Annotated in this window: 18 protein-coding genes; 6 read left to right on the forward strand and 12 right to left on the reverse strand. The window is 49.3% G+C overall.

Annotation, left to right across the window (positions count from 1 at the left end):
• Positions 1 to 45: 45 nt before the first annotated feature.
• Complete coding sequence (locus C3B51_RS15370) at positions 46 to 621, reverse strand: outer membrane beta-barrel protein (protein ID WP_130245631.1); 576 nt, start codon at positions 619 to 621, stop codon at positions 46 to 48.
• 66 nt (positions 622 to 687) lie between these two features.
• Complete coding sequence (locus C3B51_RS15375) at positions 688 to 1,251, reverse strand: BON domain-containing protein (protein ID WP_130245632.1); 564 nt, start codon at positions 1,249 to 1,251, stop codon at positions 688 to 690.
• A gap of 269 nt (positions 1,252 to 1,520) precedes the next feature.
• On the opposite strand from C3B51_RS15375, the gene C3B51_RS15380 reads away from it, so the two are divergent.
• A complete protein-coding gene (locus tag C3B51_RS15380) occupies positions 1,521 to 1,772 on the forward strand; it encodes a TIGR03643 family protein (protein ID WP_125721584.1) in 252 nt (83 codons plus the stop codon).
• 14 nt (positions 1,773 to 1,786) lie between these two features.
• Here the strand turns inward: C3B51_RS15380 and C3B51_RS15385 are convergent, their stop codons facing one another.
• The 7 genes from C3B51_RS15385 to C3B51_RS15415 all read right to left on the reverse strand — a co-directional run bounded on the left by C3B51_RS15385 (position 1,787) and on the right by C3B51_RS15415 (position 11,782).
• Positions 1,787 to 2,425 (reverse strand): cohesin domain-containing protein, encoded by a 639-nt coding sequence (locus C3B51_RS15385; protein ID WP_130245633.1) that lies wholly within the window; start codon positions 2,423 to 2,425, stop codon positions 1,787 to 1,789.
• 57 nt (positions 2,426 to 2,482) lie between these two features.
• Entirely contained in the window at positions 2,483 to 4,573 is a 2,091-nt protein-coding gene (locus tag C3B51_RS15390) for a dockerin type I domain-containing protein (protein WP_130245634.1), read from the reverse strand.
• Positions 4,574 to 4,683: 110 nt separating this feature from the next.
• Positions 4,684 to 5,319: a response regulator gene (locus C3B51_RS15395; protein ID WP_130245635.1), complete on the reverse strand. Its 636-nt coding sequence runs from the start codon at positions 5,317 to 5,319 to the stop codon at positions 4,684 to 4,686.
• Positions 5,320 to 5,629: 310 nt separating this feature from the next.
• Positions 5,630 to 6,271, reverse strand: a complete 642-nt coding sequence (locus C3B51_RS15400; protein WP_165389172.1) for a cohesin domain-containing protein — start codon at positions 6,269 to 6,271, stop codon at positions 5,630 to 5,632.
• Positions 6,272 to 6,331: 60 nt separating this feature from the next.
• A complete protein-coding gene (locus C3B51_RS15405; protein ID WP_130245637.1) occupies positions 6,332 to 8,437 on the reverse strand; it encodes a dockerin type I domain-containing protein in 2,106 nt (701 codons plus the stop codon).
• Positions 8,438 to 8,586: 149 nt separating this feature from the next.
• Complete coding sequence (locus C3B51_RS15410) at positions 8,587 to 9,204, reverse strand: response regulator transcription factor (RefSeq protein WP_125722049.1); 618 nt, start codon at positions 9,202 to 9,204, stop codon at positions 8,587 to 8,589.
• A 250-nt stretch (positions 9,205 to 9,454) separates the two neighbouring features.
• Positions 9,455 to 11,782: a TonB-dependent receptor gene (locus tag C3B51_RS15415; RefSeq protein ID WP_130245638.1), complete on the reverse strand. Its 2,328-nt coding sequence runs from the start codon at positions 11,780 to 11,782 to the stop codon at positions 9,455 to 9,457.
• Positions 11,783 to 12,292: 510 nt separating this feature from the next.
• Here C3B51_RS15415 and C3B51_RS15420 point away from each other — a divergent pair.
• The 4 genes from C3B51_RS15420 to C3B51_RS15435 all read left to right on the forward strand — a co-directional run bounded on the left by C3B51_RS15420 (position 12,293) and on the right by C3B51_RS15435 (position 18,713).
• Positions 12,293 to 15,592 (forward strand): VPS10 domain-containing protein, encoded by a 3,300-nt coding sequence (locus C3B51_RS15420; protein WP_130245639.1) that lies wholly within the window; start codon positions 12,293 to 12,295, stop codon positions 15,590 to 15,592.
• A 151-nt stretch (positions 15,593 to 15,743) separates the two neighbouring features.
• On the forward strand, positions 15,744 to 16,403 hold the full coding sequence (locus tag C3B51_RS15425; RefSeq protein ID WP_240657480.1) for a GNAT family N-acetyltransferase: 660 nt from the start codon (positions 15,744 to 15,746) through the stop codon (positions 16,401 to 16,403).
• A 50-nt stretch (positions 16,404 to 16,453) separates the two neighbouring features.
• Complete coding sequence (locus C3B51_RS15430) at positions 16,454 to 16,831, forward strand: MmcQ/YjbR family DNA-binding protein (protein ID WP_046003546.1); 378 nt, start codon at positions 16,454 to 16,456, stop codon at positions 16,829 to 16,831.
• Between the two features lie 61 nt (positions 16,832 to 16,892).
• Positions 16,893 to 18,713: a winged helix-turn-helix domain-containing protein gene (locus tag C3B51_RS15435; protein WP_130245640.1), complete on the forward strand. Its 1,821-nt coding sequence runs from the start codon at positions 16,893 to 16,895 to the stop codon at positions 18,711 to 18,713.
• Between the two features lie 65 nt (positions 18,714 to 18,778).
• On the opposite strand, the gene C3B51_RS15440 is transcribed toward C3B51_RS15435, so the two are convergent.
• Positions 18,779 to 19,522 (reverse strand): DUF1295 domain-containing protein, encoded by a 744-nt coding sequence (locus C3B51_RS15440; protein ID WP_130245641.1) that lies wholly within the window; start codon positions 19,520 to 19,522, stop codon positions 18,779 to 18,781.
• Between the two features lie 24 nt (positions 19,523 to 19,546).
• Positions 19,547 to 20,830 (reverse strand): sterol desaturase family protein, encoded by a 1,284-nt coding sequence (locus C3B51_RS15445; RefSeq protein WP_130245642.1) that lies wholly within the window; start codon positions 20,828 to 20,830, stop codon positions 19,547 to 19,549.
• Between the two features lie 403 nt (positions 20,831 to 21,233).
• On the opposite strand from C3B51_RS15445, the gene C3B51_RS15450 reads away from it, so the two are divergent.
• Positions 21,234 to 22,772: a hypothetical protein gene (locus C3B51_RS15450; RefSeq protein ID WP_130245643.1), complete on the forward strand. Its 1,539-nt coding sequence runs from the start codon at positions 21,234 to 21,236 to the stop codon at positions 22,770 to 22,772.
• A gap of 329 nt (positions 22,773 to 23,101) precedes the next feature.
• Here C3B51_RS15450 and C3B51_RS15455 read toward each other — a convergent pair whose 3' ends face one another.
• Complete coding sequence (locus C3B51_RS15455; RefSeq protein ID WP_130245644.1) at positions 23,102 to 24,757, reverse strand: SUMF1/EgtB/PvdO family nonheme iron enzyme; 1,656 nt, start codon at positions 24,755 to 24,757, stop codon at positions 23,102 to 23,104.
• Positions 24,758 to 25,188 lie beyond the last annotated feature (431 nt).

Here is a 25,188-nt window from a genome sequence, read left to right on the forward strand (position 1 = left end):
ACTGCCACGCTTTGTAACTACTGTGCAGTGCATTTATCAGTCATATTAAAACTGATACTCTACCGAGACCGAGGCCACATCCATATCCGGTTCAATGTTGTTTTCCAGCTCATAGCGCACGTATTCCAGGCGCAGATTGACGTTGTCGCTGACATGAAACGCTGCACCCGCACCATATAGCCAGTCGCCTCCTTCGAGCTCAGAGGTTATCCGGCCAATGGCTGGGATGTCGGTATAGAGCTCAGCGTCCCACTCCAGCCAGCCGCCTTTGGCGTACAAAGAAAAGTATTCATTAATAGGAGCCGATAAGAGGGTAGACAAAGAGACGCCGTCTATTTCCGCGCTGCTGTCTATGTCACTGGCTTCATCAAAGTTCTCGTATGCCAGTTCAAAGCTCCAGTATGGATTAATTTTCGTACCCACATAGGCTTTGAGCATGGAGGCATCTTCGTCAAACGACGTGTCATTTTCTCTGTCTTCCCACTGGAAAGAGTATTGGCCATAACCCAGGCCAGTGTAGATTTTGTAGCTGTCTGGGTCGGATGTGGTCTCTGCTTGTGCCATGGTTGCTGTCATACCACACAGTGCAAGTAACGTCGTTGCAATAGAAAAGCGTTTCATAATTGATCCCTCTTTATTCAATCTGTTTGTTTAAAAGCGTTAAAACGGGTTTATCTGCAAAGACTGTTATGCGTCTTTATCCAGAGTCAGGCGAGACTTGACCGATTTTACATCGTCGGCATTTTTGGCAATTTGCACCGCCAGCTGGCGCTCGGCATCGGTATCCACATCCCCTGACAGGGTCACGACACCACGCTCGACATCGACATCAATGTCGGTACCATCTATGTCAGAATCAAATAAAAACCGTGACTTGATCACTGTGGCTATTTTGGCATCGGTAAAGGTGCTGGTTTCTGCCTGGTGTTGGCTCGAAGTCTTGTCATCAGACATATCGACAACCGTCAGTTCATTTTCAACGTTTTTAACCCCGTCAATGCCCAGCACCAGCTCTTGCGCAAGCTTTTTGTCAACGGCATGCTCAACTTCACCGGTCAAAATAACCGTGCCATTCTTTACATCTGTGTTGATATCGAAGTTGTTTAGCTCACCATTAAATAACAGGGTGGCTTCTGCTTTTCCGTCAATCCAGGCATCACTGGCTTCTTTTTCCCAGTTATTGTCAGCGGCAAATGCAGAACTGGCTATTAAAGAGGTAGTTAGCAAAGAGATAAAGATTGTCTTTTTCATATTTCGACTCCTTAAAAATTAGATTCGATATAGATAGAGCAATATGTTTGCCAATTTTAAGTTGTTGATATTTAATGGTTATATTTTTAGGGCCATAAAAGGGTGAAAATTTTTTATGTAAAATATCAATGACTTTGTAATTTTTACTCTCTTCGATAGAAAAGGTCCGAAACTCTCAGGTTCATCTCCAAATACGCAGCAACCCACTAAACCGCCCGGCTTTTTGCCTCGTACAGTTACAGAGTAGAAACACAAGATAAGAGTACATAATGCAGTTAACGAGTGATGAGCAGTCAAGAGTCATTGAGATGGCCTGGGAAGACAGAACACCGTTTGAAGCCATAGAGCAGCAATTTGGATTAAACGAATCGGCACTGATCCGACTAATGCGTACTCATCTGAAGCCTGCCAGTTTTCGATTGTGGCGCAAACGGGTGAGTGGTCGGGCAACCAAGCACGGTAAGTTACGACCGGCTGAGGTGTCCAGAGGCTATTGCCCGACACAGTATAAGCATCGCTGATGGCGTGTTATTGCTTAAACGGATTGTTCCGCGTGTTTGGCAGCAGGACGTCTGCGCAATAAGAAAATACCTGGGATCACCAACAATACGGCTGCTAAGCCATATGCCCAGGTCGGGAACCCTGTCCCCGGCTTGGCTTGTACCTGGTAGTTGTTAGCAAAGCTGACGCTCAAAGGTGTCTGGGGTGTGTACGTGTATTTCTCTCCACTGCGAGTGCCAAACTCTGCAAGCGTAATGGCTATCTCCGCTTGGGTGGCGTTATCTGGCGCGCTAAAGTACAGGCGGGCGAGGCGTCCGTTACCGGCTGCGTTTTTTGCCGGTGCAACCTGGCTGGCAATATATTGGATCTGGCCTGTTTTCGAGTCAGCCTGGTTACGCAGGGTATACAGGTGTTTTTCATCGAGAAAGTTACCCTGCTCAAGCTGTTCACCCTTGGCTTTACTGTCTTGATCGACAAAGGTGATGGATTTAGCGTCATAGTTCAGGGTGAGCTGCACGCCATATACTTCAGGCAGGTTTTCTGCCATTACATCTACATAAAATGTACTGCCGGTTTTGATTTGTGTGTCAGAGGTACTAAGGTACAGGTGGCCCTGTTGTGCAAAAGCACTCAGGCTGCTCACGAGTGCGGCGATGTACATCATATATTTCATATTGTTGCTCCTTACAGTAAACGAGGCTGCAATAGAGCAGCCCCGTAAGAGGGTACTTTACCAGCTTTGTGGGCCTTGTTTACCAAAGCTCGCACCCAGCAGGGTCAGATCCTGCAGGTTAACTTCGCCGTCGCGGTTAAAGTCTGCTGCCGCAACATAGCCATTTTGTGCTCCTTGCTTAGAGCGATACGCCCCTAGCAGCTGGGTAAGATCTGCAATGTCGATGCGGTTGTCGCCGTTGCTGTCTCCGCCAACCAGGTTTACCTCACCAAAATCAATGTCAGCTTGATCGGCGCTCAGGGTGATGTACTTTTCAGCACTCAGGTGGCCAGGTGCGCTCAGTGTAAGCTTGTTTTGGCCAAGTCCGGTGCGGATCTCAAAGCTCCCATCCGGGTTGATGCTTACTAATTCACCGTTAATGCGCAGGATGACCTGGCTATAATCTCCCGAAAAACCAAGCGCTGATACATTGCCGGTCAGATTAACTGACTCATGTACCATCAGCGAGTAAATCGCGCTATTACGCAGGATGTTTTGTCCTTGCTGGTTGGTCATTTGCGTTTGCAGCATCAGGTCAACGGTACCTGCCTGCTCGGCTTTTACCTTGATGGTGGCAAACAGACCTTCGCCGGATTTGGCTGTAGCTGGTGCCATCAGCGCCAGTGCGCCATCCCAGAGATTATCAGTGAGGCCCATAGGTACGCTCAGGCGCTCATCTGTGGGCAGAAAATCTCCATAGGTCCCTTCGATGATCCGCATTGTTGCAGTATTGTTCAGGCCAATCATGGCATCAATACCATAAACATTCGCACCAGTAACCTGCACTGGAATGTCCAGCACATCACCTTCCAGGATCGGTGCTTGTGGCAGCGATAAAGACATCGAATTCACAGGATCTGCTGTTAGTTGAAAACGCTGTGCGTAGATGTTGCGATCGCCCTGTGCATCCTCACTTGACCAGCTAACCACAAATTGATCGTCGCCGGCCAGGCTGATAGCTGGTTGCATCTGACTGTTATTGGGGACGCTGCTGACCAAAAACTCACTGCCGTTGAGGCTGCTGTCACTGTAGTAGGCTTGCGCATAGATTCCGTTCTGGTCGCCAGTATAGTCTGGGCGATCCCAGGCAATTACATAGCCTCCGTCTTTCAATGCCACGACAGAAGGGCCCATCTGACTATTTGTAGTCTGGGAGTTGACAGTAAAAACTTTACCCGTCGGCACGCCATCGGCATTCAGATGTCGTGCATACACATCGGTTGCAAACGTGTTACTGTCCATCGCCTCCCAGGTGACAATAAGGTCACCGTTGGCCAGGCGGGCGATATTAACATTCTGCATATCCATCTCGCTGGGTGTGCCATCATCAGAGCTAATTAAGTACTCAGCACCTGTTGCGGCTCCGTTTGCTGTGTGCTTTTGCACCACGATCCCATCCCAGGTGACGCCTGCGGTTATAAAGCCACCGTCTTGTGTGCCTGAAGCTGTAAGCGCAAGCACGTTATCACCTTTTTGTACCGTTGAACCTGTAGCCACGCCATTGGTATTATATACCTGTGCAAATGACTTGTTTTGATCGCTCCAACTAAGGACAAAGCCACCGCTATTGAGTGAGTTGACTGACAGGGTTTTCAGATAATGGTACGAACTGGTATAAACCGAAACTTCGTCTCCTAGCGGAGTTCCGGAAGCATCGAATCGTTGTATTGATAGTGAAGAGTCACCTGAACCACTTACAGAGCGAGTTTGCCAGGCAATGACGAAACTGCCATCACTAAGCGTTGCAATGCTCGGAGTTTCCTGATCATCTCTAACTTCGGTGTTTACCTGAAACGCTGTGCCCACTTTTACACCGAATTCATCGTAGCGCTGGGCAAAAACCCCAGAGCCGTTACCGTCTTGCTTCTTGCTGGTCCAGACAACCACAAATTGACCGTTATCAAAATGTGCTATGGCGGGAGAAAGCTGCTCTTCAGGAGTGAAGGTATTGACCAGAAACGCATCGTTCACTGGCTCGGGAGTTTGTGCATAACTGAATACAGGCAGGCTAAGTAAGGCCACAGACAGGACCGTACGGGTAAAGCGCTTACCGATACTGTGTGCGCTTAAGCTGCGTGTTTTATAAGATTTGTCTGATGTAATTTTCATTGTCATCTCCTTGAAAATTTAATATTAGGTTTTGCTACGCGGGTGCACGTTACATAAATTGAGCGCAACATAAAATAGGGGGTTTACCCTAATTTGGGCCAGAGATCCGATTAAGACAAAGACAAAATCCCTTCTTTGATTGCATAATGCACCAGTTGCGCGGTTTTGCTGATGTTGAGCTTTTTCATGATACGGGTGCGGTGAGCGTCTACGGTTTTGGCAGAGATATGTAGCAAGCTGGCAATTTGCCGGTTTGTTTTTCCATGCGAAATGTAATGAATAATTTCAGTTTCCCGTGCCGTTAAGTCTGAGTCGGCTTTACTGGCACTGTGGTGATAAAACTCCGTCCGTTTGTCAGTGCTGATATATTGCTTGCCTGAGTGGACGGCATAAATGGCTTTATTGAGGTCCGAGAATGATTCGTGCTTAAGTATGTAGCCGTGTGCACCGGCCTTGAGCGCATGTGTGATCATCTTCACATCACTATGTGTGGTGAGAAAAATAACGCGGGTTTTTAACTCAAGCGATTTTATTCTTCGGCAAATGCTCAAGCCACTCAGTTGGGCTAACGTGATGTCCATAATTGCCAGGTCTGGCTCATGTACTCGAATGCATTCCCAAACCTGTTCACCGGAATCGAAATCGGCAATAACTTCGCCTAAACCGGCAGTCTGAATCAGTGATAGTAAGCCCTGCCTGACAATTTGATGATCATCTGCGACAATGATTTTCATGAATGTTTTCATACCAATTCCTTATATTTCAGCATTTTAACATTGTTCTTTTTAAGGCGCATTGATGCTGAATAAGAAATGATGAGCGTTTTTTCGTGTTTACGGGGCAGAGCAGTTGATAAGTGAGGTTATACCAACCCGCATCATTCGTTCACCAGTCCAGAGGCGAGCTGCGCGGTAAGATAGAGGTGCCCACTTTTTGCTATCGCTGGGGCACTTGCCTTTGTACAGGGTGGATAAGAATTGATATCTGACCCACAAAGCCTGAATAATCAATCTGAACAGCGCTGTCGGTGGGATTAACCTCTCGGGCTGGTATTTACTAAGCGGATTGATCAGTGTGTTTGGCAGCTGGGGGCCTGCGCAATAAGCAAAGGCACAGAATAATCAGTAGCAGTGCGGTTACTAAGCCTAATACCCAGAGCGGGAGCCCCGCGCCAGGCTTTGATTGTATCTGGTAGTTGTTAGCAAAGCTGATGCTCAAAGGCGCCTGGGATGTGTATGTGTATTTTTCTCCACTGCGGGTGCCAAACTCTGCAAGCGTAATGGCCAGCTCGGTGCGCGAGGCCGTATCTGGCGCGCTAAAGTACAGGCGGGCGATACGTCCATTCCCAGCTGCGCTTTTTGCCGGTGCGACCTGGCTGGCGATATATTGGATCTGGCCTGTTTGCGTGTCAGCCTGGTTACGCAGGGTATAGAGGTGTTTTTCATCGAGAAAGTTACCCTGTTCAAGCTGTGCGCCCTTGGCTTTGGTATTTTGATCAACGAAGGTGATGGATTTGGCGTCATAGGTCAGAGTGAGCTGCATGCCGTACACTTCTGGCAGATTTTCCACCATCACATCCACATAAAACTCGCTACCGGTTTTAATTTGTGGATCTGAGGTCGAGAGGTAAATACGTCCTTGCTCTGCAAAGGCACTCAGACTGAACAGTAACGTGGCAATACACACTATGTAATTCATTTTTTGCTCCATAAGATCAATATTAGGAGCCAAGGGAGGCCCTGACTCCTGTTTGGTTTGTTACCAGCTTTGTGGTCCTTGTTTACCAAAGTTTGCGCCCAGCAAAGTGAGATCTTGCAGGTTGATGGCACCATCACGGTTAAAGTCGGCGGCCGTCACGTAGCCGTTTTGTTCGCCTTCTACAGAGCGATACGCGCCCAGCAGTAGCGTCAGGTCGGCAATGTCGATGTGGTTGTCACCATTGCTGTCACCACCCACCAGATTAATCTGACCAAAGTCGATGTCAGCCTGACCCGCTGCCAGGTTGATTTGCTTTTCGCCAGTCAGGTAGCCCGGTGCAGTTAAAGACAGAGTGACGTCACCCAGGCCAATGCGCACAGAGAAACTGCCATCCGGGTTGATGGTGACGCGCTGTCCGTTGATATAGAAGGTGACATCCGTAAAATCGCTGGATATGCCCAGGCTTGCAATGTTACCAGTTAAGGTGACGGACTCTGAGATGGTAAACGTATAGTCGCTACTGTTTTGTAGTAGGTAATTACCTTGCTGATCAGTCATGTGCGCTTGCAGTTTCAGGTTGACGGTACCTGCTTGTTCGGCAATCAGAGTGACAGCGGCAAACTCACCTTCGCCAGATTTGGCTGTAGCTGGTGCCATCAGTGCCAGTGCGCCATCCCATTGGTTGTCGCTGATACCCATAGGCACAGAGAGGCGCTCATCTGAAGGCAGGAACTCACCATATTCGCCGCCAGAGATACGGGCTTTGCTGGTGTCATTCAGGCTGAGGACGGCATCCAGGCCATAAATATCAGTACCTGATACCTTCAGGGGCAATGTGACAACATCGCCTTGCAGTATCGCTGTTTGCGGCAATGTTAGTGTCATAGTGTTACTTTGCACGGACGCTAACTTGTAGCGTTGTGCGAACACGTCAAAGTTAGAGCTATCGTTTTCAATGTGTGCCCAGCTAACTACAAAACTATCATCGCTCAGGCCAAGTACATTTGGTGAAGAGGCTGCGTCCCCAAATGGTCCTTCAATCAGAAATTCGTCACCTAACTTTTGATTATCCGCTGAAAAAGCTTGTGCGTAAAAACTATCAAATTCCCTAAAATTTATCCAAGTTACCACGTAGCCACCATTGGCAAGAGCGCTGATTTCGGGGTCACTATGTGTGGTGTCGGCGTCTTTATTAACCTGAAATATGCTACTGGATGAGCTGCCATCGGATGCAAAACGTCGTGCAAAAATACCCCAACCATTATCACTTTGTGCTTGCCAGGTTGCGATATAGCCCCCATCCTGGAGTGCACTGAGTGACACCTCAGCCTGGTGAATTCCATCACCTGGATGTAAAGTATGCTCGCTGCCAGATTTTGTTCCGTCGGTGTTATAACGCTGAGCGACAATATCATAGTTACCCGCACTGTCAGGTGCTTGCCAGGCAATGACATATTGGCCATTGTTCAATGTGATTACAACAGGGTTGAATGCATCACCCCGTTTGGAGGTATTTACTTCGATTCTGGCGCCGTTAGGTACACCATTTGCCGTATATCTCTGTGCTATGATGTCCGAACGGGTTTCGGGTGCATCTGCTTGCTGGTGCCATGTGACTACAAACCCGCCATCGGGCAGATCACTGACGCTGGGAAAGCCATAAGCGGTAGATACCTGGCCCGGCACCTGAAATTCCTCACCATTTTTTGCGCCATTGGCATGAAAGCGTTGACCAATCAGGGCATAGGTGTAATCTGCGCTATCTTTGCGAAGCCAGATAACGACAAACCCACCGTCGGTTAAACGGCTGATAGCGGGTTTTTCAAGCGGGCGAGTATGTGTTGGCGCATTGACGATAAATTCACTGCCAAGTGGGGTGCCACTCTGGCTATATCGCTGCGCGTAAATCCCGCTGCGGTTATTCCCCTGATTATGGCTTTCCCAGACCACAACATAACTTCCATCCTGGAGTAATTCCATGGTTTGGTGGCCCTGAGCGTCCGGTAAATGGGAGTTCACAGTAACCCGCTCGCCGACTTTATCAGGCTGTTGTGCCTGGGCTGCATAGGGTATGCCGAGTACACTAAGTGCAAGCAGGCTGCGACTAAAAAATTGCGAGAATATGCTTGAGCGTGTGTGCAAAGTATTTTTTTGGCATGTATTCATATCTATTCCTTGAGTTGTATTTTATCGCTGCTGATTTTTGGTTTTTGCAGCGAGTGTGTGGGTATTGGCTCAAGGGTAGGGTGATACCGATAGGCTGAGTATAGGGTATTTACCCTATACTGGCACTTAGTATGTATGGTGTTTGTGAATTACAGCGATAGGCCTTCTTCAATAGCAAAGCGCACCAGCTGAGCGGTTTTATTAAATCCCAGTTTTTTCATAACCCGGGTGCGGTGCGCATCCACAGTTTTAGCTGATATATGTAAGGTGTCGCCTATTTGCTTATTGGTTTGGCCTAAGGAGATATGGCGGATTATTTCCTTTTCCCGGATGGTTAAGTCAAAGTCAGTTTTGTTGGTACGGTAACTTTGCAGCTCAGATTGATTATCTGCGCTGAGATATTGTCTGCCAGCGTGCACAGTTCGGATGGCCTTGATAAGCGAATTAAATGCATCGTTTTTGAGCAAATAGCCCTGCGCTCCGGCTTCCAGTGCGGTATCTATGACTTTTATGTCATTGTGCATCGTCAGTAAAATCACCCGGGTTTTAAGACCTCGAGCTTTGATGCGCTGGCATACGCTGAGCCCGCTTACTTCGCCCATGGTGATGTCCAGGATAGCGATATCCGGTTCGTGGTTGAAAATGTATTGCCAGGCCTGCTCACCGGAGTCAACATCGGCAATGATGGTGCCAATGCTAGCAGTCTGGATCAGCGCCAGCAGTCCCTGTCTGACGATATGATGGTCATCCGCAACGAGAATTTTCATGATGATTTAAGTTTCAAGTAATTTCTTATATTTCAACATATTAGTGTTGACATTAAAAACGTTATGTGTTGCTGCGGTCGCAAGGAAGTGACTTTTTTGTTTTTTAGATGGTTTCTTGATTGAACAGGGTAAGCTGCTGGGGGCCATTTGAGTTTATCAGTGAAAGAGCGCTAAGGCACCGTAATAACAAAAATCAGCAGTAATAAAAAGCCGCCTGTCGGCGGCTTTTAAAGTAGGTGTTCCTAAACGCTTAGAAATCCATTTGAAGTGTTAATGACACCTGACGAGATTTACCAAGGTACATCTGGCCGTAGCTGGTGAACGGGTTACCCTGGTTATCGGCATCTTTAAAGTAGGTGCTGATATATTCTTTATCGAACAGGTTCTTCACATCCAGACGCACGGTATAGTTATCCCAATTATAGCCCAGCTGAGTATTCACAATCGTATGCTGATCATTGATTGGATCTGAGTTAACGGCATACTTTTCTTTTGTTAAAGATGCAGCCGGGTCCAGGTAGGCAATACTTGAGTCGGTATACTTGGCATTGACATTCACATAGAAGCCATTGTCAAAGGCGTAATTAGTGGCCAGGTTTGCCGTCAGCTTAGGCGCATCCTCGAAAGCTCGTCCTGTCAGGTGGCCGAAGTCGGTAAACTCAGACTCAGCCAGTCCCGCACCTGCGGTCACAGACCAGTTATTACTTGGGTAGTAGAAGACTTCTGTCTCAAACCCTTTCACTTCTGACTCTGCCGCATTAATGGTTTCTGTGTCATAAGGCGATGATGAGTAACGCTTAATAACTTGCTGGTCTTTCCATTTCAGAAGAAACGCATTGGCATTGACCACCAGTTTGCCATCCAGCCACACAGAACGTAAAGACAACTCATAGTTGTTGGTGTATTCAGGGTCGTAGCTGAAAATATTGGAACGTGCAACATTAAACCCGACGCCACCTGAGCGATAACCTTTTTGGTAGATGAAGCTGGTCGACATATCCTGATTAAAGTGATACGTGGCACCTAGCTTAGGTAGCCAGGCGCTGAAGTCTTCTTTGGTTGCAGGCTCTACACCGGAAGCGGCTTCTGCAAAGCCGTGCAGATAGGCATTGATGCCACTAATAACTGGTGCAATTTGTGCCGGAGCCTGTGCCGGATCGGGCATTGGGTTATTGATCTTGTAGGCATTGTTGGCACTATTGGTTTGCTCTTCGGTGTCGTAGCGCAGTCCGGCAAGCAGGTCAATTTGGTCGGTGACAGACCAGGTCAGGTCGCCATAGATTGCTGCCGTTTTGATCTTTTGTGTCAGGCCATAATTAAGCTCAAGATTGATCGGATCAATATCAGGATAGAAAGGGGCAACCACTGCTGCGGTTTGTGCCGCTATCTCGACAGGCAGGCCTTGCTGTATCAACAGCCCCGTTACAGCTGTAACCAGATCGGGGGCTCTGACTGCCTGCTCCAGCGTCATCAGGCGCTGACCTTGTGCTTTGTCATCGACATCGACCTGAGATGCGTAGACACCAAATGCAGCCTGGATTGCATCAGATTCATAAGTCACTCTGAATTCCTGGCTGAAAGTCTCATCGATACGGTGGTCGTAGTTGTCTTTTACCAGCTGGGTGGGCAGCATATCGCCATCCCAGTTGTAGCGATAGTCAGACTCGTTATAAGTGGTTACTGAGTGCAACGACGTGGTGTCGTTGAGATCCCAGCTCATTTCCAGGTTATAGATATCGGTTTTGGTTTCTTCCCAGATAGGAGAGTTGAAATCAACCTGGCGGTCAAAAGGTGTGCCGCCGAAGTCATACATGGCAAACTGAGCACCATAGCGGTTGTCGTTGTTGGTGTAAGTAAACAGCACATCCACATCATCGTTTGGCTCAAATAACAATTTGGCACGTAATGTTTCACTGTTCTCAAAGTTGGCGGTATCACCCCGGGTGATGTTATCTATGTCACCATCCGTTTGCTTGTCTTCGTAACTTATTCTGAACGCCAGCATGTCTTCTACCAGCGCAGAGCCACCGGCAAAGGCATATTCCTGTTGACCGTGCTGACCTACAGTCGCTTTCAATTTGGCGCTTGGTTCATACGTTGGGTCTTGCGAGCGCATCATGATGGCGCCTGCCAGTGCGTTTCGCCCTTGCAGAGTCGATTGCGGGCCACGGAATACTTCAACCTGAGCCAGATCCCATACGGACAAACCGCCGCTTTTTACCATACGAAACGGCAGAGGTGCACCATCCAGGTACATACTGGTCAAGAAGCTGCTGCCCCCTCCGGAAACCGAGAACGAATCGACGCCACGGATGCTGAAGCCTTGGTTAAAGTCACCGGCTACGTTTGGCATCATTGCGAAGACATCGTTGATATTTTGCAGGTTGTTTTTTTCCATGTCTTTGCTGGTAACAACGGCAACACTGGTTGGGGTTTCCTGCAAAGTACGGTCAATCTTTTGACCTTGTACTACGATAACATCCAGCTCTTTTGCTTCGTCTGCAATAGCTGAAGTTGATGCCGTGGCGGCAGAGATCAGCGCTAATCCGACAGATTTAGCCAAAATATTCAGTTTCATACGTCACGCTTCCAGAGAGTAAGAGAGTTATAAATAATTTTTCCCGGGAATAATACTGGATTATTCTAAAAATACAAATGATATCCACTATCATTTGCGTGTGTGGACCCAAATGGGCTTATTTACTTATCTGACGGATATCTCATTGGTTGAAGCGATATCCGGTTTGTGGATGTGGTTAACAGTAAATCACGAAAATGTACGCACCCGGTGCATCTATGCCGGACTGGGGTTGTTAATCTTGCCGGGGTAGGCGCTGAGCATGGCGGCGAACTGGATGGCAATGACACCTCATGAAAAAAGTTTTTTAAATAAATCATGGCTCTAAAGTGTGTTTCTTTATTGTAAGCTGATAATCCGATTTTCTGCCTCCGTTTTTTATCGCATTTTATTTGAGCGCCAACGCACACTTATTGCACTGCCTCTGCAAGTAACATACGGTTAATAAGTTTCTCAAGGTGTTATGTTGTAACGCTCTGGGTAATCCAAAAATAAAAATAGGGAAAATGTATGCAACAACTAAAACTTGGCCGCACTATGCGTATCGCATTGTTTGGTGCTGCCACTGCGCTCTGTAGCTTGCCTGGGCTGGCTGCAAAAGGTGAGGAAGGGGTATTGTCTGCGGCCACCTTCAAGGGGCTTGAGCTGAGAAATATTGGTCCGGGCTTTATGTCGGGCCGTATTGCAGATATTGCAATTGACCCCAGAGATACCAGTGTCTGGTATGTGGGTGTTGGCTCCGGCGGGGTGTGGAAAACCAACAATGCCGGTGTCACCTGGCAACCCATTTTTGATGATCAGCCTGTTTATTCAATCGGTGCCGTGGTGCTGGACCCAAGTAACAGCAATACTGTCTGGGTGGGCACGGGCGAAAACGTCGGCGGTCGTCACGTCAGCTTTGGTGATGGCATTTATGTCAGTCATGATGGCGGGGCAAACTGGACCAATATGGGCCTGAAGAACTCTGGCCATATCTCCGAGATCATTGTTCATCCAAGCGATTCAAACACAGTGTGGGTGGCTGCTCAGGGGCCTTTATGGAGCAAAGGCGGCCAGCGCGGCCTGTACAAAACCACCGATGGCGGTAAAACCTGGGACAAAGTGCTGGGCGATAACGACTGGACCGGTGTAACCGACGTGGCCATCGACCCGCGCGATCCAAATGTACTGTATGCGGCAACCTGGCAGCGCCACCGTACTGTGGCCGCGTATTATGGCGGCGGTCCGGGTTCGGGCCTGCATAAATCGACCGACGGCGGTAAAACCTGGCAAAAGCTGTCGCAAGGGTTACCTCCGGGAGAAATGGGCAAGATTGGCCTGGAAGTTTCACCAATCAATCCAGATGTGGTGTATGCCGCAATTGAACTCAACCGCCGTACAGGCGCGGTGTATCGCTCCTCGGATCGCGGTGCATCCTGGGTGAAAGGCGCCGATGCCGTAGCGGGTGGTACCGGACCGCATTACTACCAGGAGCTCTACGCCAGCCCTCACCACTTTGACCATATCTATCTGGCCGGTGTGCGTCTGCATGAGTCCAAAGATGGTGGCAAGTCTTTCAAAAGAATGGAAGAAAAAGACAAACATGGCGATAACCATGCGATGGAGTTTATCGCCGGAGATAAGAACTACATGATGGTCGGCTCTGATGGCGGCTTATACGAGAGCTTCGACAGTGGTGTGCACTGGCGCTATCACGAAAACTTGCCGGTAACTCAGTATTACAAGCTGGCACTGGATGACGACAAGCCGTTCTACAACATCTACGGTGGTACGCAGGATAACAATACCCAGGGTGGCCCGTCTCGCACGCTAAACAGCCACGGCATTTTGAACACCGACTGGAAAGTGGTGTTGTTTGGTGATGGTCACCAGCCAGCCACGGAGCCAGGCAATCCGGATATTGTGTATGCGCAGTGGCAACAGGGCAACCTGACTCGTTACGACCGCACCACGGGTGAAATCGTCTACATTAAGCCGCAGCCGGGCAAAGGCGAAAAGCCTGAGCGCTTTAACTGGGACGCGCCCATTCTGGTCAGCCCGCACAAACCGTCACGCTTGTATTTTGCCTCACACCGGGTGTGGCAGTCTGAAGACCGTGGTGACAGCTGGACACCAATCTCGGGCGATCTGACCAAAAACCGCGAGCGTATCCATCAGCCTATTATGGGTGGTAAGCAGGGCTGGGATGGCGCCTGGGATATGTTTGCAATGTCGCAATACAGCACCATTACTTCTTTATCGGAGTCGCCGCTGGTTGAAGGTCTGTTGTATGCCGGCACCGATGATGGCCATATTCAGATCACCGAAAATGGCGGTAAGTCCTGGCGTGAAGTCGATGTAAAACGCTTACCCAGGGTGCCAGATACGGCATTTATCAACGACATTAAAGCCGACCTGTTTGACCCGGATACCGTGTATATTGCGCTGGATAACCACAAGTTCGGCGACTATAAGCCTTACTTACTGAAAAGTACCAACCGCGGTAAATCCTGGAAGTCGATTGCCAGTAATCTGCCTGATAAGCACCTGGTGTGGCGTGTGGTGCAAGATCATGTCGACCCGGATCTGTTATTCGCAGGTACCGAGTTTGGCCTGTTTTTCACCATTGATGGCGGTAAACGCTGGGTGGAGCTGACGGGTAACGTACCGACCATTTCGTTCCGCGATCTGGCTATTCAGCGCCGTGAAAACGACTTAGTGGGCGCCAGCTTTGGCCGCGGCTTCTTTGTGCTGGATGACTACCGCGCACTGCGCAACCTGTCGGAGGATAAGCTGGCGCAGGAGTCTCTGTTATTCCCAACCCGCGATGCACTTTGGTATATCGAGCGCAGTCCGTTGGGCGGCGGAGAAGTGGGCACGCAGGGTGGTAACAAATACCGTGCGCCGAACCCGGACTTTGGAGCCACCTTTACTTACTATCTGAAAGACGACATTAAGAGCCTGAAAGCGCAACGTCAGGAAAGAGAAAAAGCCCTGAAAGAAGATGACAAGTCATTTGGTGTCCCATCGTGGCAGTCGCTGGAAGCCGAAGCGCGTCAGCAGCAGCCGGTTGTGTGGTTCACTGTGCGCGATGCCCAGGGCAACGTGATCCGCAAATTGCAGGGTAAGGCCAGCAAAGGCTTGCACCGCATTAACTGGGATCTGCGCTGGCCGGCACATCAGGCCATTGGCGTACAGGGCAATTACTTCTCGCCTAACCCGCAGGGCCCACTGGTGACACCGGGTACTTACAGTGTCAGCATGAGCAAAGAGGTTGACGGTCAGGTAACTCAGTTACAGGCGCCGCAAACTTTTGAGGTGGTGCAGCTGAATCAGCGTAACGCGCTGAAGGAAATCGACGGCGAAAAAGTAGCGGCCTTCTGGAAAGAGCTGGCAGATGTGCAGCGCGTGGCCAGCGCAACCGGTCAGGCACTGGGCAAAGCGGTGAAGCGTCTGGATATGCTGGAGCAATCACTGGATCGCACCTCCGTTGAACCGGGTGAGTTTGACAGCCAGTTTGCAGCCATACGCAGTCAGTTGCTGGCTCTGGACAGTCGCCTGAACGGCAACCCGGCGAAAAACCAGGTGGGTGCAACGAATGACACGGCCACCGTGGGCGACCGTTTGTTCCATGCCCTGATTGGCACCAGCTACTCGACGTATGGCCCGACTCCGGCAATCCGCACCAGCGTAGACCTGGCAACACAAGAGCTCAGGGCAATTCGCAATGAATTGCAGACCATGCTGAGCGAGACCATTCCAGCGTTTGAGCAACAACTGCAGGCCAAAGGTGCTCCCTGGGTACCCGGCCAGTCACTGCCACAGATTTAATCTGCCATTGATTATCATGGACTGAAAAAGGGCTCAATTGAGCCCTTTTTGTTGTTCTAAGGCGGGGCTTAAACATTGCAAATAAAAGATAAATTTACCTGCGATGTCCTCGTCTGTAATATGTTATCTGCGACAGGTATAAATTGACTTTATGAATATCGTAAACTTATGGGCCAGTGGTCTTGAACAGGATAAGCCCCGCGAGATGGGCGCCGTGCTGGCCGAGTATCATAACCCTTACATCAATAAGCGCTTTTCGCTCAAACTGATTGAGCGCGCCGATCTGGCGCGTTTTTGCCGCTGGATGAATGACCCAAGAGTAGAGCAATTCTGGCAGCAAGCCTGGAGCGAGGAAAAGCAATGGCAGTATCTTAGCGAGAAACTCGCCGATGCTCATACTTTGCCTTTGATAGGTTTCTTAGATGATCAGCCGTTTGCCTATCTGGAAGTGTACTGGGCGGCAAAAGACAAGCTGGCACAGCACTATGACGCCGCACCTTATGACCGTGGGATCCACCTGCTAGTGGGGGAACAAAGTTGTCGTGGACCGGAGAACTTTCGTGGCTGGATGAGCAGCCTGAGCCACCTTATCTACCAAAGCCAGCCACAGACTCAGCGCATTGTGCTGGAGCCCAGAGCCGATAACGCACGGCTGATGATGCGCATGGCTGAGCTGGGCTATGACAGCCAGTTTGAGTTTGACTTTCCGCATAAACGCGCCGCGCTGCTGATGGGCACCCGGGCGCATTTTTATGAGCAAATCTTTACGACTTTTGGCGAGCGCAAATCGCCTTCTGGCCACTTGGCCTGACCCGCGCTAACCTGTATGGTGCATGTATAACAACGGCAAAGGAATTCACCATGGACCATACTCAGGCGCACACCTATCTACTTAGTAAGCCTTTTTCAAGCGTCGGCCAGCCCTTTGGCGAGGGCGTCGACGTGTTTAAAGTGAAAGACAAAATGTTTGCCACGCTGTCTCCAGGCAAATACAACGAAGGAGAAACGCGTCACTGGTGGCTGAATCTGAAATGCGACCCGGATGAGGCGCAGGCGCTGCGGGATATCTTTGATTCGGTGATCCCCGGTTATCATATGAATAAGCGGTTGTGGAATACGGTGATCCTCGATGGCACTGTGCCCCGCGGGGAAATCGAACGCATGATAGATAATTCCTTTTTACTGGTAGTCGCAAAGATGACCAAAAAGCAGCGCGAGGCCGTGCAGGTATACCTTTAGTGTTTCGGTGGTAATTGGGTTATGCTGGTGGGGAGTGAAATAACAACAATTACCTATCACCATGCGTTACCGGTTTGATGACTTTGAGTTCGACAGCAAAGATTTGATTTTGTATCGTGCAGGCGCTGCGCTTGCGATACGTCATAATGAGGCAAAGCTCCTTGCGCTGTTGCTGGCAAACCCCCATCGCGTGCTCAGTAAAGAAGAGATCCTGAATGAAGTGTGGCAGGGCAAGGTAGTCTCTGAACAGGCGGTGTTTCAGAATATCAGTCACTTACGGGCCTTATTCGGCAACGATGCCATCAAAACCTATGCAAAGCGAGGTTATCAGTGGCAACGACCGCTTGGCGAGCCGATAACAGAGTTAAGGGGTAATAATACACAGCCGCAAGTGGCAGTGACCGATACCACTTTGCCTGTGCGTCATTCAGGCGCAAAGTGGCTGGGCATTTCACTGAGTGCTTTACTGGTGCTGTTAACGCTGGTTTATATCGTCCAGCGCGACGAGCCAGCGCACGCTTCCTTTGCACTGACTTACTTGCCATTTGAAGGTGCAGAAGCTGATGAGTGGCAACTACAAGACACAGCCCGGCTGGACTTTACCGCTTTTACCACACTTTCCGCCGCTCAATTCAGAACGTCTCAGGAGCTGATTTATCCTGAAATGGCACCACAACACCCGGTTATCCTCACTGCCAGTGCTCGTTATGTCGATTCCCTTTGGTACCTGACCTTCTGGTTAAAAGGGCCGGCTGGGCAGTGGCAGGGCGTATTGCATGGTGACACTCCAGAGTTTGTCAAACAGCAGCTCTATCACCACCTCAATCAGCCTGTGGTACAGTCTGTGGTGCAAAGCCCGCATTCTCCTGACCTGAAACTGGCCATGCTAATTCAGGCACATCAGGGGGCACCAGAGGACCTGGTCCTGTTGGGAGCCTTGGTTAGTGCTTATATTGATGTGCGGGAGCTGGAAAAAGCGATGGCAATGGCAGAGAAGCTGGCAGTGCAGGCAAAAGCGCAAAGCAATTCACAGCAACTGGGTCGCGCACTGGCCTTTCAGGGCGAGATTTTGTCACGCAAAAGCCTGGTCGACCTGAGCCTGATAAGGCTGGATGCCGCCCTGGAAGCACTGGAAATGAGTCAGGATCTGAGGGCTCAGGCGGATGTCTGGCGCAGTCGGTCATGGTTGTATCATTTACAAGGCAACTATGAACAGGTCAAAACCAGTCTTCTGCGCTCAGCACAATTGGCTGTCCAGGCACAGGATGTTGCCAGAGAGCTGGATGCCCTGACTTATTTGTCCATTATGGCGAGTAAAAACCAACAGGATAATGATAAATACCTTTATCTGAGGCAGGCAGAGGAGAAAATGCGAGGCTATGATTTGCCGATTTATCACTTTGCCAAAGTGCCCTTTCACTACGCCATTTTTGCGGACAAACCCGCTGACAAAGAACCCCATTACCGGCGAGTACTGGAGTACACTGCTTTAACACCGAACCACTGGGTCGCTCAGGCCAGTCGCAAATCTCTGGTCCGCTATTATCTGAGTGAAGGACGATATGCTGAGGCTCAATCGCTGGTTGACAGTGTGAGCCCGGACAATGTGCAAAACGCTTACCTGGCAGTTATGTATGCTGCAGCTGCTCAAACTCAGGCAGACCTTCTGCCGCTTGCACTGCGTGCCTTTGAACTGGCGCAGTTATCGGGAGATCGCCGGATTGGCCTCGATGTTGCGCTGTTGTTGTGTCAGATGCCCATAGAGCTGGGCGTAAACAGCGACTTTTATGCCCAGTATATCAGCGAACATGCAACGCCGGATTGGCGAGCTCAGAATGCATCGCAGTTACTGGCACTCAACCTGGCATCGAGCAGTGACTGAGCCTGGATGAGTTACTGTTAATCGAGGTGCCAGACTCAGGGCCGCTGAGTCTGGCAGGCAGGAGCTTAGTATACGAAGGGGATCAGCTTTTTGGTTTTTGCAGCATACTGATCGAACTTCTCACCGTAACGCTCTGACAGATAGCTATCGAGCGCCGGAATATGAAAGCTGATAAAAGAGTACGCCATAAAGAAAGGCAGCAGCAGGGTCCAGTAGTTATAACTTAGTAAGCACCAGCCTGTGAACAAGACGACATCACCAAAGTAGTTGATGTGCATTGAGTATTTGAACAAGCCCTGGGTGTAACACTGGCCTTTGTTCGCCGGGTCTTGTTTCCACCATTTACGCTGGATCTCAGAGCCGCTGTTGAGGTATGAACCAATCACCAGCAGCGCCAGCGCCACGATATCCAAAGTACCAAAGGGGATCACCTCAGCTCTGAATGCACCGCCGCCGACCAGTAGCAGGCCAATTTCGAAGAACGCCATAAAACACAGCAAGCCCAGCGCCTCACCCCAGTCAATGCGACGTTGCAACAGGTACAGCACAGTAATGGCGTGTCGCAGCCAGTAGACAAAAACGCAAGCCAGCATGATCAGGGCTCTGTCTTGATCAACCAAGGTCCATTGCTGGCCAAAGAGCTGGCCGATGTGTGTCCAGCCTTCGGCCAGTGCCAGCCAGGCACAAAAGAGCACTAAGCCAAAGTGCAGGCCAACAAAGGTCCATCTTTGTGCCAAGGTGCGGCCATGTTCGCGGTTGACACCGCCACCGGCATTTTGACTGTCCGAGTTGTGATTTACTGTTTCCATATTTTTTCCTTCAATCGATATAGCTTAAGTGGTTGTCTGGTGTTGGGGCTCAGCGGCCAGCGCCACGGGCTCAACAGTACGTGTACGATAGATCATGTAATTACACAGAGATATCAGCGCCAGTGTGGCAGTCCCTAACGTTACCCAGGCAGCTTGTTCAGTCGTAATTGCCCAGTACAAAATTAAACCATACAGCAGTTGTGTGACCGCCTCCATATGCAGGCCCACCTTGGCCCCATCAAAGACCAGACCATTAAAGTGGCATAACCAGAAAAACAGCAGTGACATACTTACCTGAGGTAAAGTGGGTAGCTCGCCAAAATAGCTCATCAGATAGGTAAACACGACCACAATGGCGCTAAAGCGAACGAATGCGGTCCATTTGGTACGTTTACAGATGAAGGGGTCTTTTGGCTTAAAGTCTTTAGAGCGTACCTTGGCGGAGAGCGAATAAAAATCCGCTTTGTTGGCGTTTTTAGGGAGCCAGGCAGGTGGTGCGAAAACAGAGCAAAACACCTCAAACACAGAGCTGGAGCATTTGATTTTCTGCCAGATGGTTTTGAGGTAATAGGAGTTGATCACCAGCGGGCTAAAACTCGGATAGGATTCACGCACGCCGTATACTACCGGGTCATCCTCCAGCTCGCGCTGATAGGTGCCAAACAAGCGATCCCAGATGATCAAAATGCCGCCATAGTTTTTATCTATATACTGACGGTTGCGGGCGTGATGTACGCGATGCAGCGAAGGGGTATTAAAAATCTTGTCAGCACGTGGGGTCTTTTTCAGGTATTTGGTGTGGATACAAAATGCCCAGATGATCTGGGTATAACTGGCGGCCAGGAACACTTCCAGTGAAATGCCCATAAATGCCATAGGAATAAAGGTCATCCACATGGTGAGTTCAGTAAAATAGCTGATCCGAATAGAGACGCCAAAGTTAAAATTCTCTGCGGTGTGATGCACCAGATGGTCGGCCCAGAACAGCCCTATCATATGGTGAAAGCGGTGATTCCAGTAGTACAAAAAGTCATAAACAAAGAATGCTAGCACATAAATCAGCGGGTTACTTTGGTCGAGTTCGAACAAGCGATACTCGTTATACACCAGCGTATACAGTGCGACTACGGCAAGTAAAAAAATAAAAGACAACCCCAAATTGCCAAGCGCAATGGTGGCATTGGTGAGCGTGTCATTGAGGCGGTAGTTTTTTTGTTTTCGTAAAAAGTTAATGGTTGCCAGAATAAATAGCGGGCCCAGATAAAAGGGCAGGGTGTACATTACTTCTTCGGTAAAGTTGAGATCCATGTTAATCCCTTAGAGTGATGTCTTCATTTCGACGGTGGCTTAGCGGTCACTATATGTAAACCTGCCATTGCCATCCGCCTTACCAGATGTGTGTGCTGCAAGCAGCTGTATGTGATACAAAGTAAATTATGTAAATCAATATTAACATTAATTTATCCTTTGTTTCACGCTTTTTATGCCAGGTCATGTCACGAGAGGTTAATTGTCTTGCTGATAGCAGGTTCTAAGCCGTCTGTGTCAAATGTCATAAGGTTAATACTATGTTTTTAAATTGTGATTAAAAAATGGATTTGGAATAGTTTTTTCTCATCTATTGTCAAGTGAGAATAATGCTTGAGTATTTGCTCAATATTTTTTCAGGCTGGCCGATAGGGCTTAGGGATACAAAAAAGGAAATAAAGTAATGTCCAAAACTATTTTACCCCTGATCAGCTTGCTGGCCTCTGCCGCAGCCGTTCAGGCTTCAAACTCAGCAACAACGCTGGTCAGTCAGAACTTTGATAGTGGCTACGTGGGCCTATTTGTAGCAGATGGCACATTGAGCCAGTTCGAGGCTTCATCGCTCATGCCTATTAGTGGAGATAAGAGTCTGGCAATGACCAGCGATGGGCACTACCGGGTTGGTACGGAAGCGCTGATCATGAGAACACTGCCTGAGGTGAGTCAGTTGAGTGCATCGTTCGATATTGCGATGCCATTTTCCGATAGTCATAACCGCAGCCCCTACACATTAGTGCAGTGTGTGTTCGAGATTGAGTACGCCGATGGTAATGTGTACCAGTCTTATGTGTCACGTAATGATGAGGTGCCGACTTACCAGCAAAGCATTTATTCACATAATTGCCAGGTCACTTTACCAGCGGGCAAAGCCATCCATAAGGTCACCTGGTTTCTTGACAGCTACGCTTTGCCCGGTGAAACCGTCTATCTGGATAATCTCGAAATCACGCTCAGTGAAGGAAGCCATCAGCGTAATGCGCAGGTAGATCTGTTTTGGCAAGGACGGGATTTCTCTGAGTTAACTGAGGTGCAGGTCGACACTTTTTTCAGTAATACCCCGACTTTAACGCACGACAATGGCACGGCAAGTTTGCGTTTGAGTCAAACCGCATCTGGTCGTTACAGTACCCGGTTTCATCTAGAAGCGCCTGAGTTTTCTCACACCTATCCTGAGTATCTGGTTTATCAGGCGAGTATTTCTAACCCAGGCTCTCAGCCGGTCAGTGTTCAGCTTTACGGCAGCGCCAGTTATCAAAAGCAGTTTAGAGACGCAGATCACAGTGCCGCTTTTGCCCCCAGCTATTACATTGCACCGAACAGTACAGCTGTGGTGCCGATTATCGTTGATTTAGGTAAAGATGGCCTGACCTCAGATATTACATCTACTGAGCTGCGTATTGAGGCTAATGGGGCGGTGTTATTAAACGGTCTCACATTGCATTCAGGGACCAGCCTATCAGACGGTCTGGTCACCATTGCGACATCTGGGTTCGAAACCGACTCGGGCGGGTTTACCACCAGTTCACCGCAAGACGTTACGCTTATCAGTCAGGCTCAACAGGTGATCAGCGGTGAGCAAAGTCTGGGTTTTGAGATGGCACCATGGCGTCAGGCCGGATTTACCCATTACTTTGGTTGGGCAAATCAGTATTACGCAGACAAAGTCTATACTCAGCTCGCCGTGCAACTGCAAGATGCCCAGAAAGATACGCCGATCAGAGTCTGCACAGATGTATATTACATGGCAGGTGGCAAAGACAGCTTCTGTAAAGAGCGCGTTTTGGGCGCTGGCAGTTTTGCACTGTATGACGTTTATCCGGTCGACCCCGATAGACGATTATATCGCATTATTGTCAGGGTTCGCGCCTATGGCAATGCCAGTATCAAAGGAGAGATGGATAACTTTGTGCTGGGTTACTGGCCTGCGATACCTGCGCAGTAACAGGTGGTTATAAGCGCAGGGAGTCTGCGCTTTTTTGCGTTCAGAAAATGAGTATTAGTCCACATCAAAACGCGCCATTGGTTATTGGAGCTTATGATAAACACCGTAAAGCAGGGGTGGCCAGGACTTGCCCTCGTTAGCCGAAGACTGTCAGTGCTGGTGAACCGAATAGCGGGCAAAGGGCAATATATAAGATATTTATGTGCATCACGTAATGCGTTCAGTATTGCCGATCATCTGAGGGATGCCGGATCCGTTATCATTGTGAAAATAATCACTGTTATCATGATTAGGCAGGAAGGGGAAATCACGTTCCCCCAGTTTCTGTGCTATTCACTCTTCAGCGCCAGCCAGTTGAGCTTCCAGTGACTGTCTTGAGAATGAAGGGTCAGTGTATGCTGACCGGCGCTCAGGAAGATGCGCGCGCCCTGCTGCGTTTGCCACTGGTGAAAACCACCGGTGCCCTTTAGTGCGTGTTCGCCCAGAGGCTTGTCGTCAAGGGTTACTGTAAAGCCCTTACCATCCCGAGGCCCTGCAATACGGTAACTCAGGCGATAGTGACCGCTTTGGCTTACATCGATCTGGTATGTCAGTTGGGCGCCCTTGGCTATCCCATTACCACCGGTGAGGTTAAAGCGCCCGTCAATGTCTGAGGTACGGGCTGAATTTGCGCCTGTGATTGCATGGGCGTATTCTGCTTCAATTCTGCCAGGAATAGAAAAGACCGTCCCTGGGGTTTTAACCACATTACTGTAGTTACTTTGCCGGTTGCGACGCACCGCGACCACCGTATACTCATATACATTGGGAGAGGCATTGGCATCAATAAACCGAGTATCTATGACATTATCAGCCATCAGTGCAAACATAGAGCCTGCACTTTGATTTCGATAGATACGATACCCGGCTATGTCTTTCTCTGGGCTGGGATCCCAGCTGAGTACAGTATTACCATGGCTTTGTGACAGGGTGAGGCCAGTGACGGGCATAGGGTAAGCAAACTGCTGGTCACGTCGACTTTGTTCCTGCTGCTGCGCGAAGGCGAGCTGTTTTTTGAATTGTTGCGTGGTTTTGCTGGCTTTGGGAGCCTGGCCATCTAACGCGATGCGAAAGCCTTCCGCAGCCCCTGCAAAGTTTTCGGGCTGGCTACCACGGCGGGTGACAGGCCAGATATTCCAGTGCCAGCTGCTGCCACGCACAGCGCGCCTGTCACACTGCTCGGGCGATAAGGCTTTGCCATCGGAGCGGGCGTTTTGATAGCCGTCCTCAAAGCAGTCTCCCATCAATTCAGCTACGTTACTGAGCATATCGTGCAGACCGTAGGGGTTGGGCTGATACATGCCGACAACACTGGCATACGTAGCATGATCGACGCAATCGGCAAAACCATCAACAAAGTTCACGTAGGTACTGCTGGTGGTGCGTTGCAATTCATTTTCACCACTCAAATCTGCCGTGTTTTCGTATTGGCAGACTGAGGGGTGTTTGGGGTCATTGCCAAAGTAAAAGCGGCTTGTGGCACCACCACGTGCTGCATACTCCCACTCGGCTTCACTGGGCAGTCGGTAGGGTTTCCCCGTCGTTTTTGCCAGCCACTCAACATAGGCGTTTGCACCCGCCCAGCTAACACAGATAGCGGGCTGGAACTCATTATCTGTCAGGCTGTTATTATCCCAGCTACCCGGTGTGCTACCAATAAACCAGCTATCAAGCTGATGATAGCATTCCTGAGGTGCCACAAAACCGGTCGCTTCTACAAAGCGTCGGTACTCCCTGACCGTGACTTCATATTTGCCCAGGCTAAACTCTGGCAGCGTGACAGTATGAACCGGCTGGCTGTTTTTATTGTCCGTAGTACCCATAGTAAAGCTGCCTGCCGGGAGCGTGACCATAATGGGCTCAATGGGTGAAGCGGTTTTACCGGCGAGTGCGGGTGCACAGATGGTCAGCAGTAAAAGTGTCGAACGAGGAAGTGTGAGTTTCATGATTGTTTTTCCTGTAAAAAAGACCCTTTCACCATGCCTAACCTGAGAGGATGAAATCCTAGCGAATTTTTACAATGTGAGAAAAATAGAAATATTTTAGCTTGGTTTGAGTAATAGGAATTATATTAAGGTGTTGATATTTATGCTTATTTAATCTTTCCGACATAACCTGATGCGAGGAAATGGTAAGCCGGTGGTGTAGGCTATTCAGGCTTACTGAGCTGCGGCCTGTTTTGCCAGGTATGCGTCGCAAGCTCACCGGAAGTCAATGATCTGGCCGTCTTTGCTCTTCCAAGAGCGAGCTGCCAGAGGAGAAACAAGCTGGTGGTCGGGTGATACCAATTTCACTTAATACCTGTTCAATTTGACGGAGCAAATATGACGCTAACAGCGTTAAAAATTTCTCATTTAGAACAACTGAATAGCAAAAT

The organism is Pseudoalteromonas rubra (assembly GCF_004212645.1).
Classification (GTDB): domain Bacteria; phylum Pseudomonadota; class Gammaproteobacteria; order Enterobacterales; family Alteromonadaceae; genus Pseudoalteromonas; species Pseudoalteromonas rubra_G.

Bases quoted from the DNA above. Each gene is read 5' to 3' on its own strand.
- C3B51_RS15395 (WP_130245635.1), bottom strand. From the start codon at position 5,319: ATGAAAACATTCATGAAAATCATTGTCGCAGATGATCATCAAATTGTC.
- C3B51_RS15410 (WP_125722049.1), bottom strand. From the start codon at position 9,204: ATGAAAATTCTCGTTGCGGATGACCATCATATCGTCAGACAGGGACTG.
- C3B51_RS15435 (WP_130245640.1), top strand. From the start codon at position 16,893: ATGCGTTACCGGTTTGATGACTTTGAGTTCGACAGCAAAGATTTGATT.
- C3B51_RS15425 (WP_240657480.1), top strand. From the start codon at position 15,744: ATGAATATCGTAAACTTATGGGCCAGTGGTCTTGAACAGGATAAGCCC.
- C3B51_RS15375 (WP_130245632.1), bottom strand. From the start codon at position 1,251: ATGAAAAAGACAATCTTTATCTCTTTGCTAACTACCTCTTTAATAGCC.
- C3B51_RS15455 (WP_130245644.1), bottom strand. From the start codon at position 24,757: ATGAAACTCACACTTCCTCGTTCGACACTTTTACTGCTGACCATCTGT.
- C3B51_RS15390 (WP_130245634.1), bottom strand. From the start codon at position 4,573: ATGAAAATTACATCAGACAAATCTTATAAAACACGCAGCTTAAGCGCA.
- C3B51_RS15415 (WP_130245638.1), bottom strand. From the start codon at position 11,782: ATGAAACTGAATATTTTGGCTAAATCTGTCGGATTAGCGCTGATCTCT.
- C3B51_RS15370 (WP_130245631.1), bottom strand. From the start codon at position 621: ATGAAACGCTTTTCTATTGCAACGACGTTACTTGCACTGTGTGGTATG.
- C3B51_RS15420 (WP_130245639.1), top strand. From the start codon at position 12,293: ATGCAACAACTAAAACTTGGCCGCACTATGCGTATCGCATTGTTTGGT.
- C3B51_RS15445 (WP_130245642.1), bottom strand. From the start codon at position 20,830: ATGGATCTCAACTTTACCGAAGAAGTAATGTACACCCTGCCCTTTTAT.
- C3B51_RS15430 (WP_046003546.1), top strand. From the start codon at position 16,454: ATGGACCATACTCAGGCGCACACCTATCTACTTAGTAAGCCTTTTTCA.
- C3B51_RS15385 (WP_130245633.1), bottom strand. From the start codon at position 2,425: ATGAAATATATGATGTACATCGCCGCACTCGTGAGCAGCCTGAGTGCT.
- C3B51_RS15400 (WP_165389172.1), bottom strand. From the start codon at position 6,271: ATGAATTACATAGTGTGTATTGCCACGTTACTGTTCAGTCTGAGTGCC.
- C3B51_RS15440 (WP_130245641.1), bottom strand. From the start codon at position 19,522: ATGGAAACAGTAAATCACAACTCGGACAGTCAAAATGCCGGTGGCGGT.
- C3B51_RS15450 (WP_130245643.1), top strand. From the start codon at position 21,234: ATGTCCAAAACTATTTTACCCCTGATCAGCTTGCTGGCCTCTGCCGCA.
- C3B51_RS15405 (WP_130245637.1), bottom strand. From the start codon at position 8,437: ATGAATACATGCCAAAAAAATACTTTGCACACACGCTCAAGCATATTC.
- C3B51_RS15380 (WP_125721584.1), top strand. From the start codon at position 1,521: ATGCAGTTAACGAGTGATGAGCAGTCAAGAGTCATTGAGATGGCCTGG.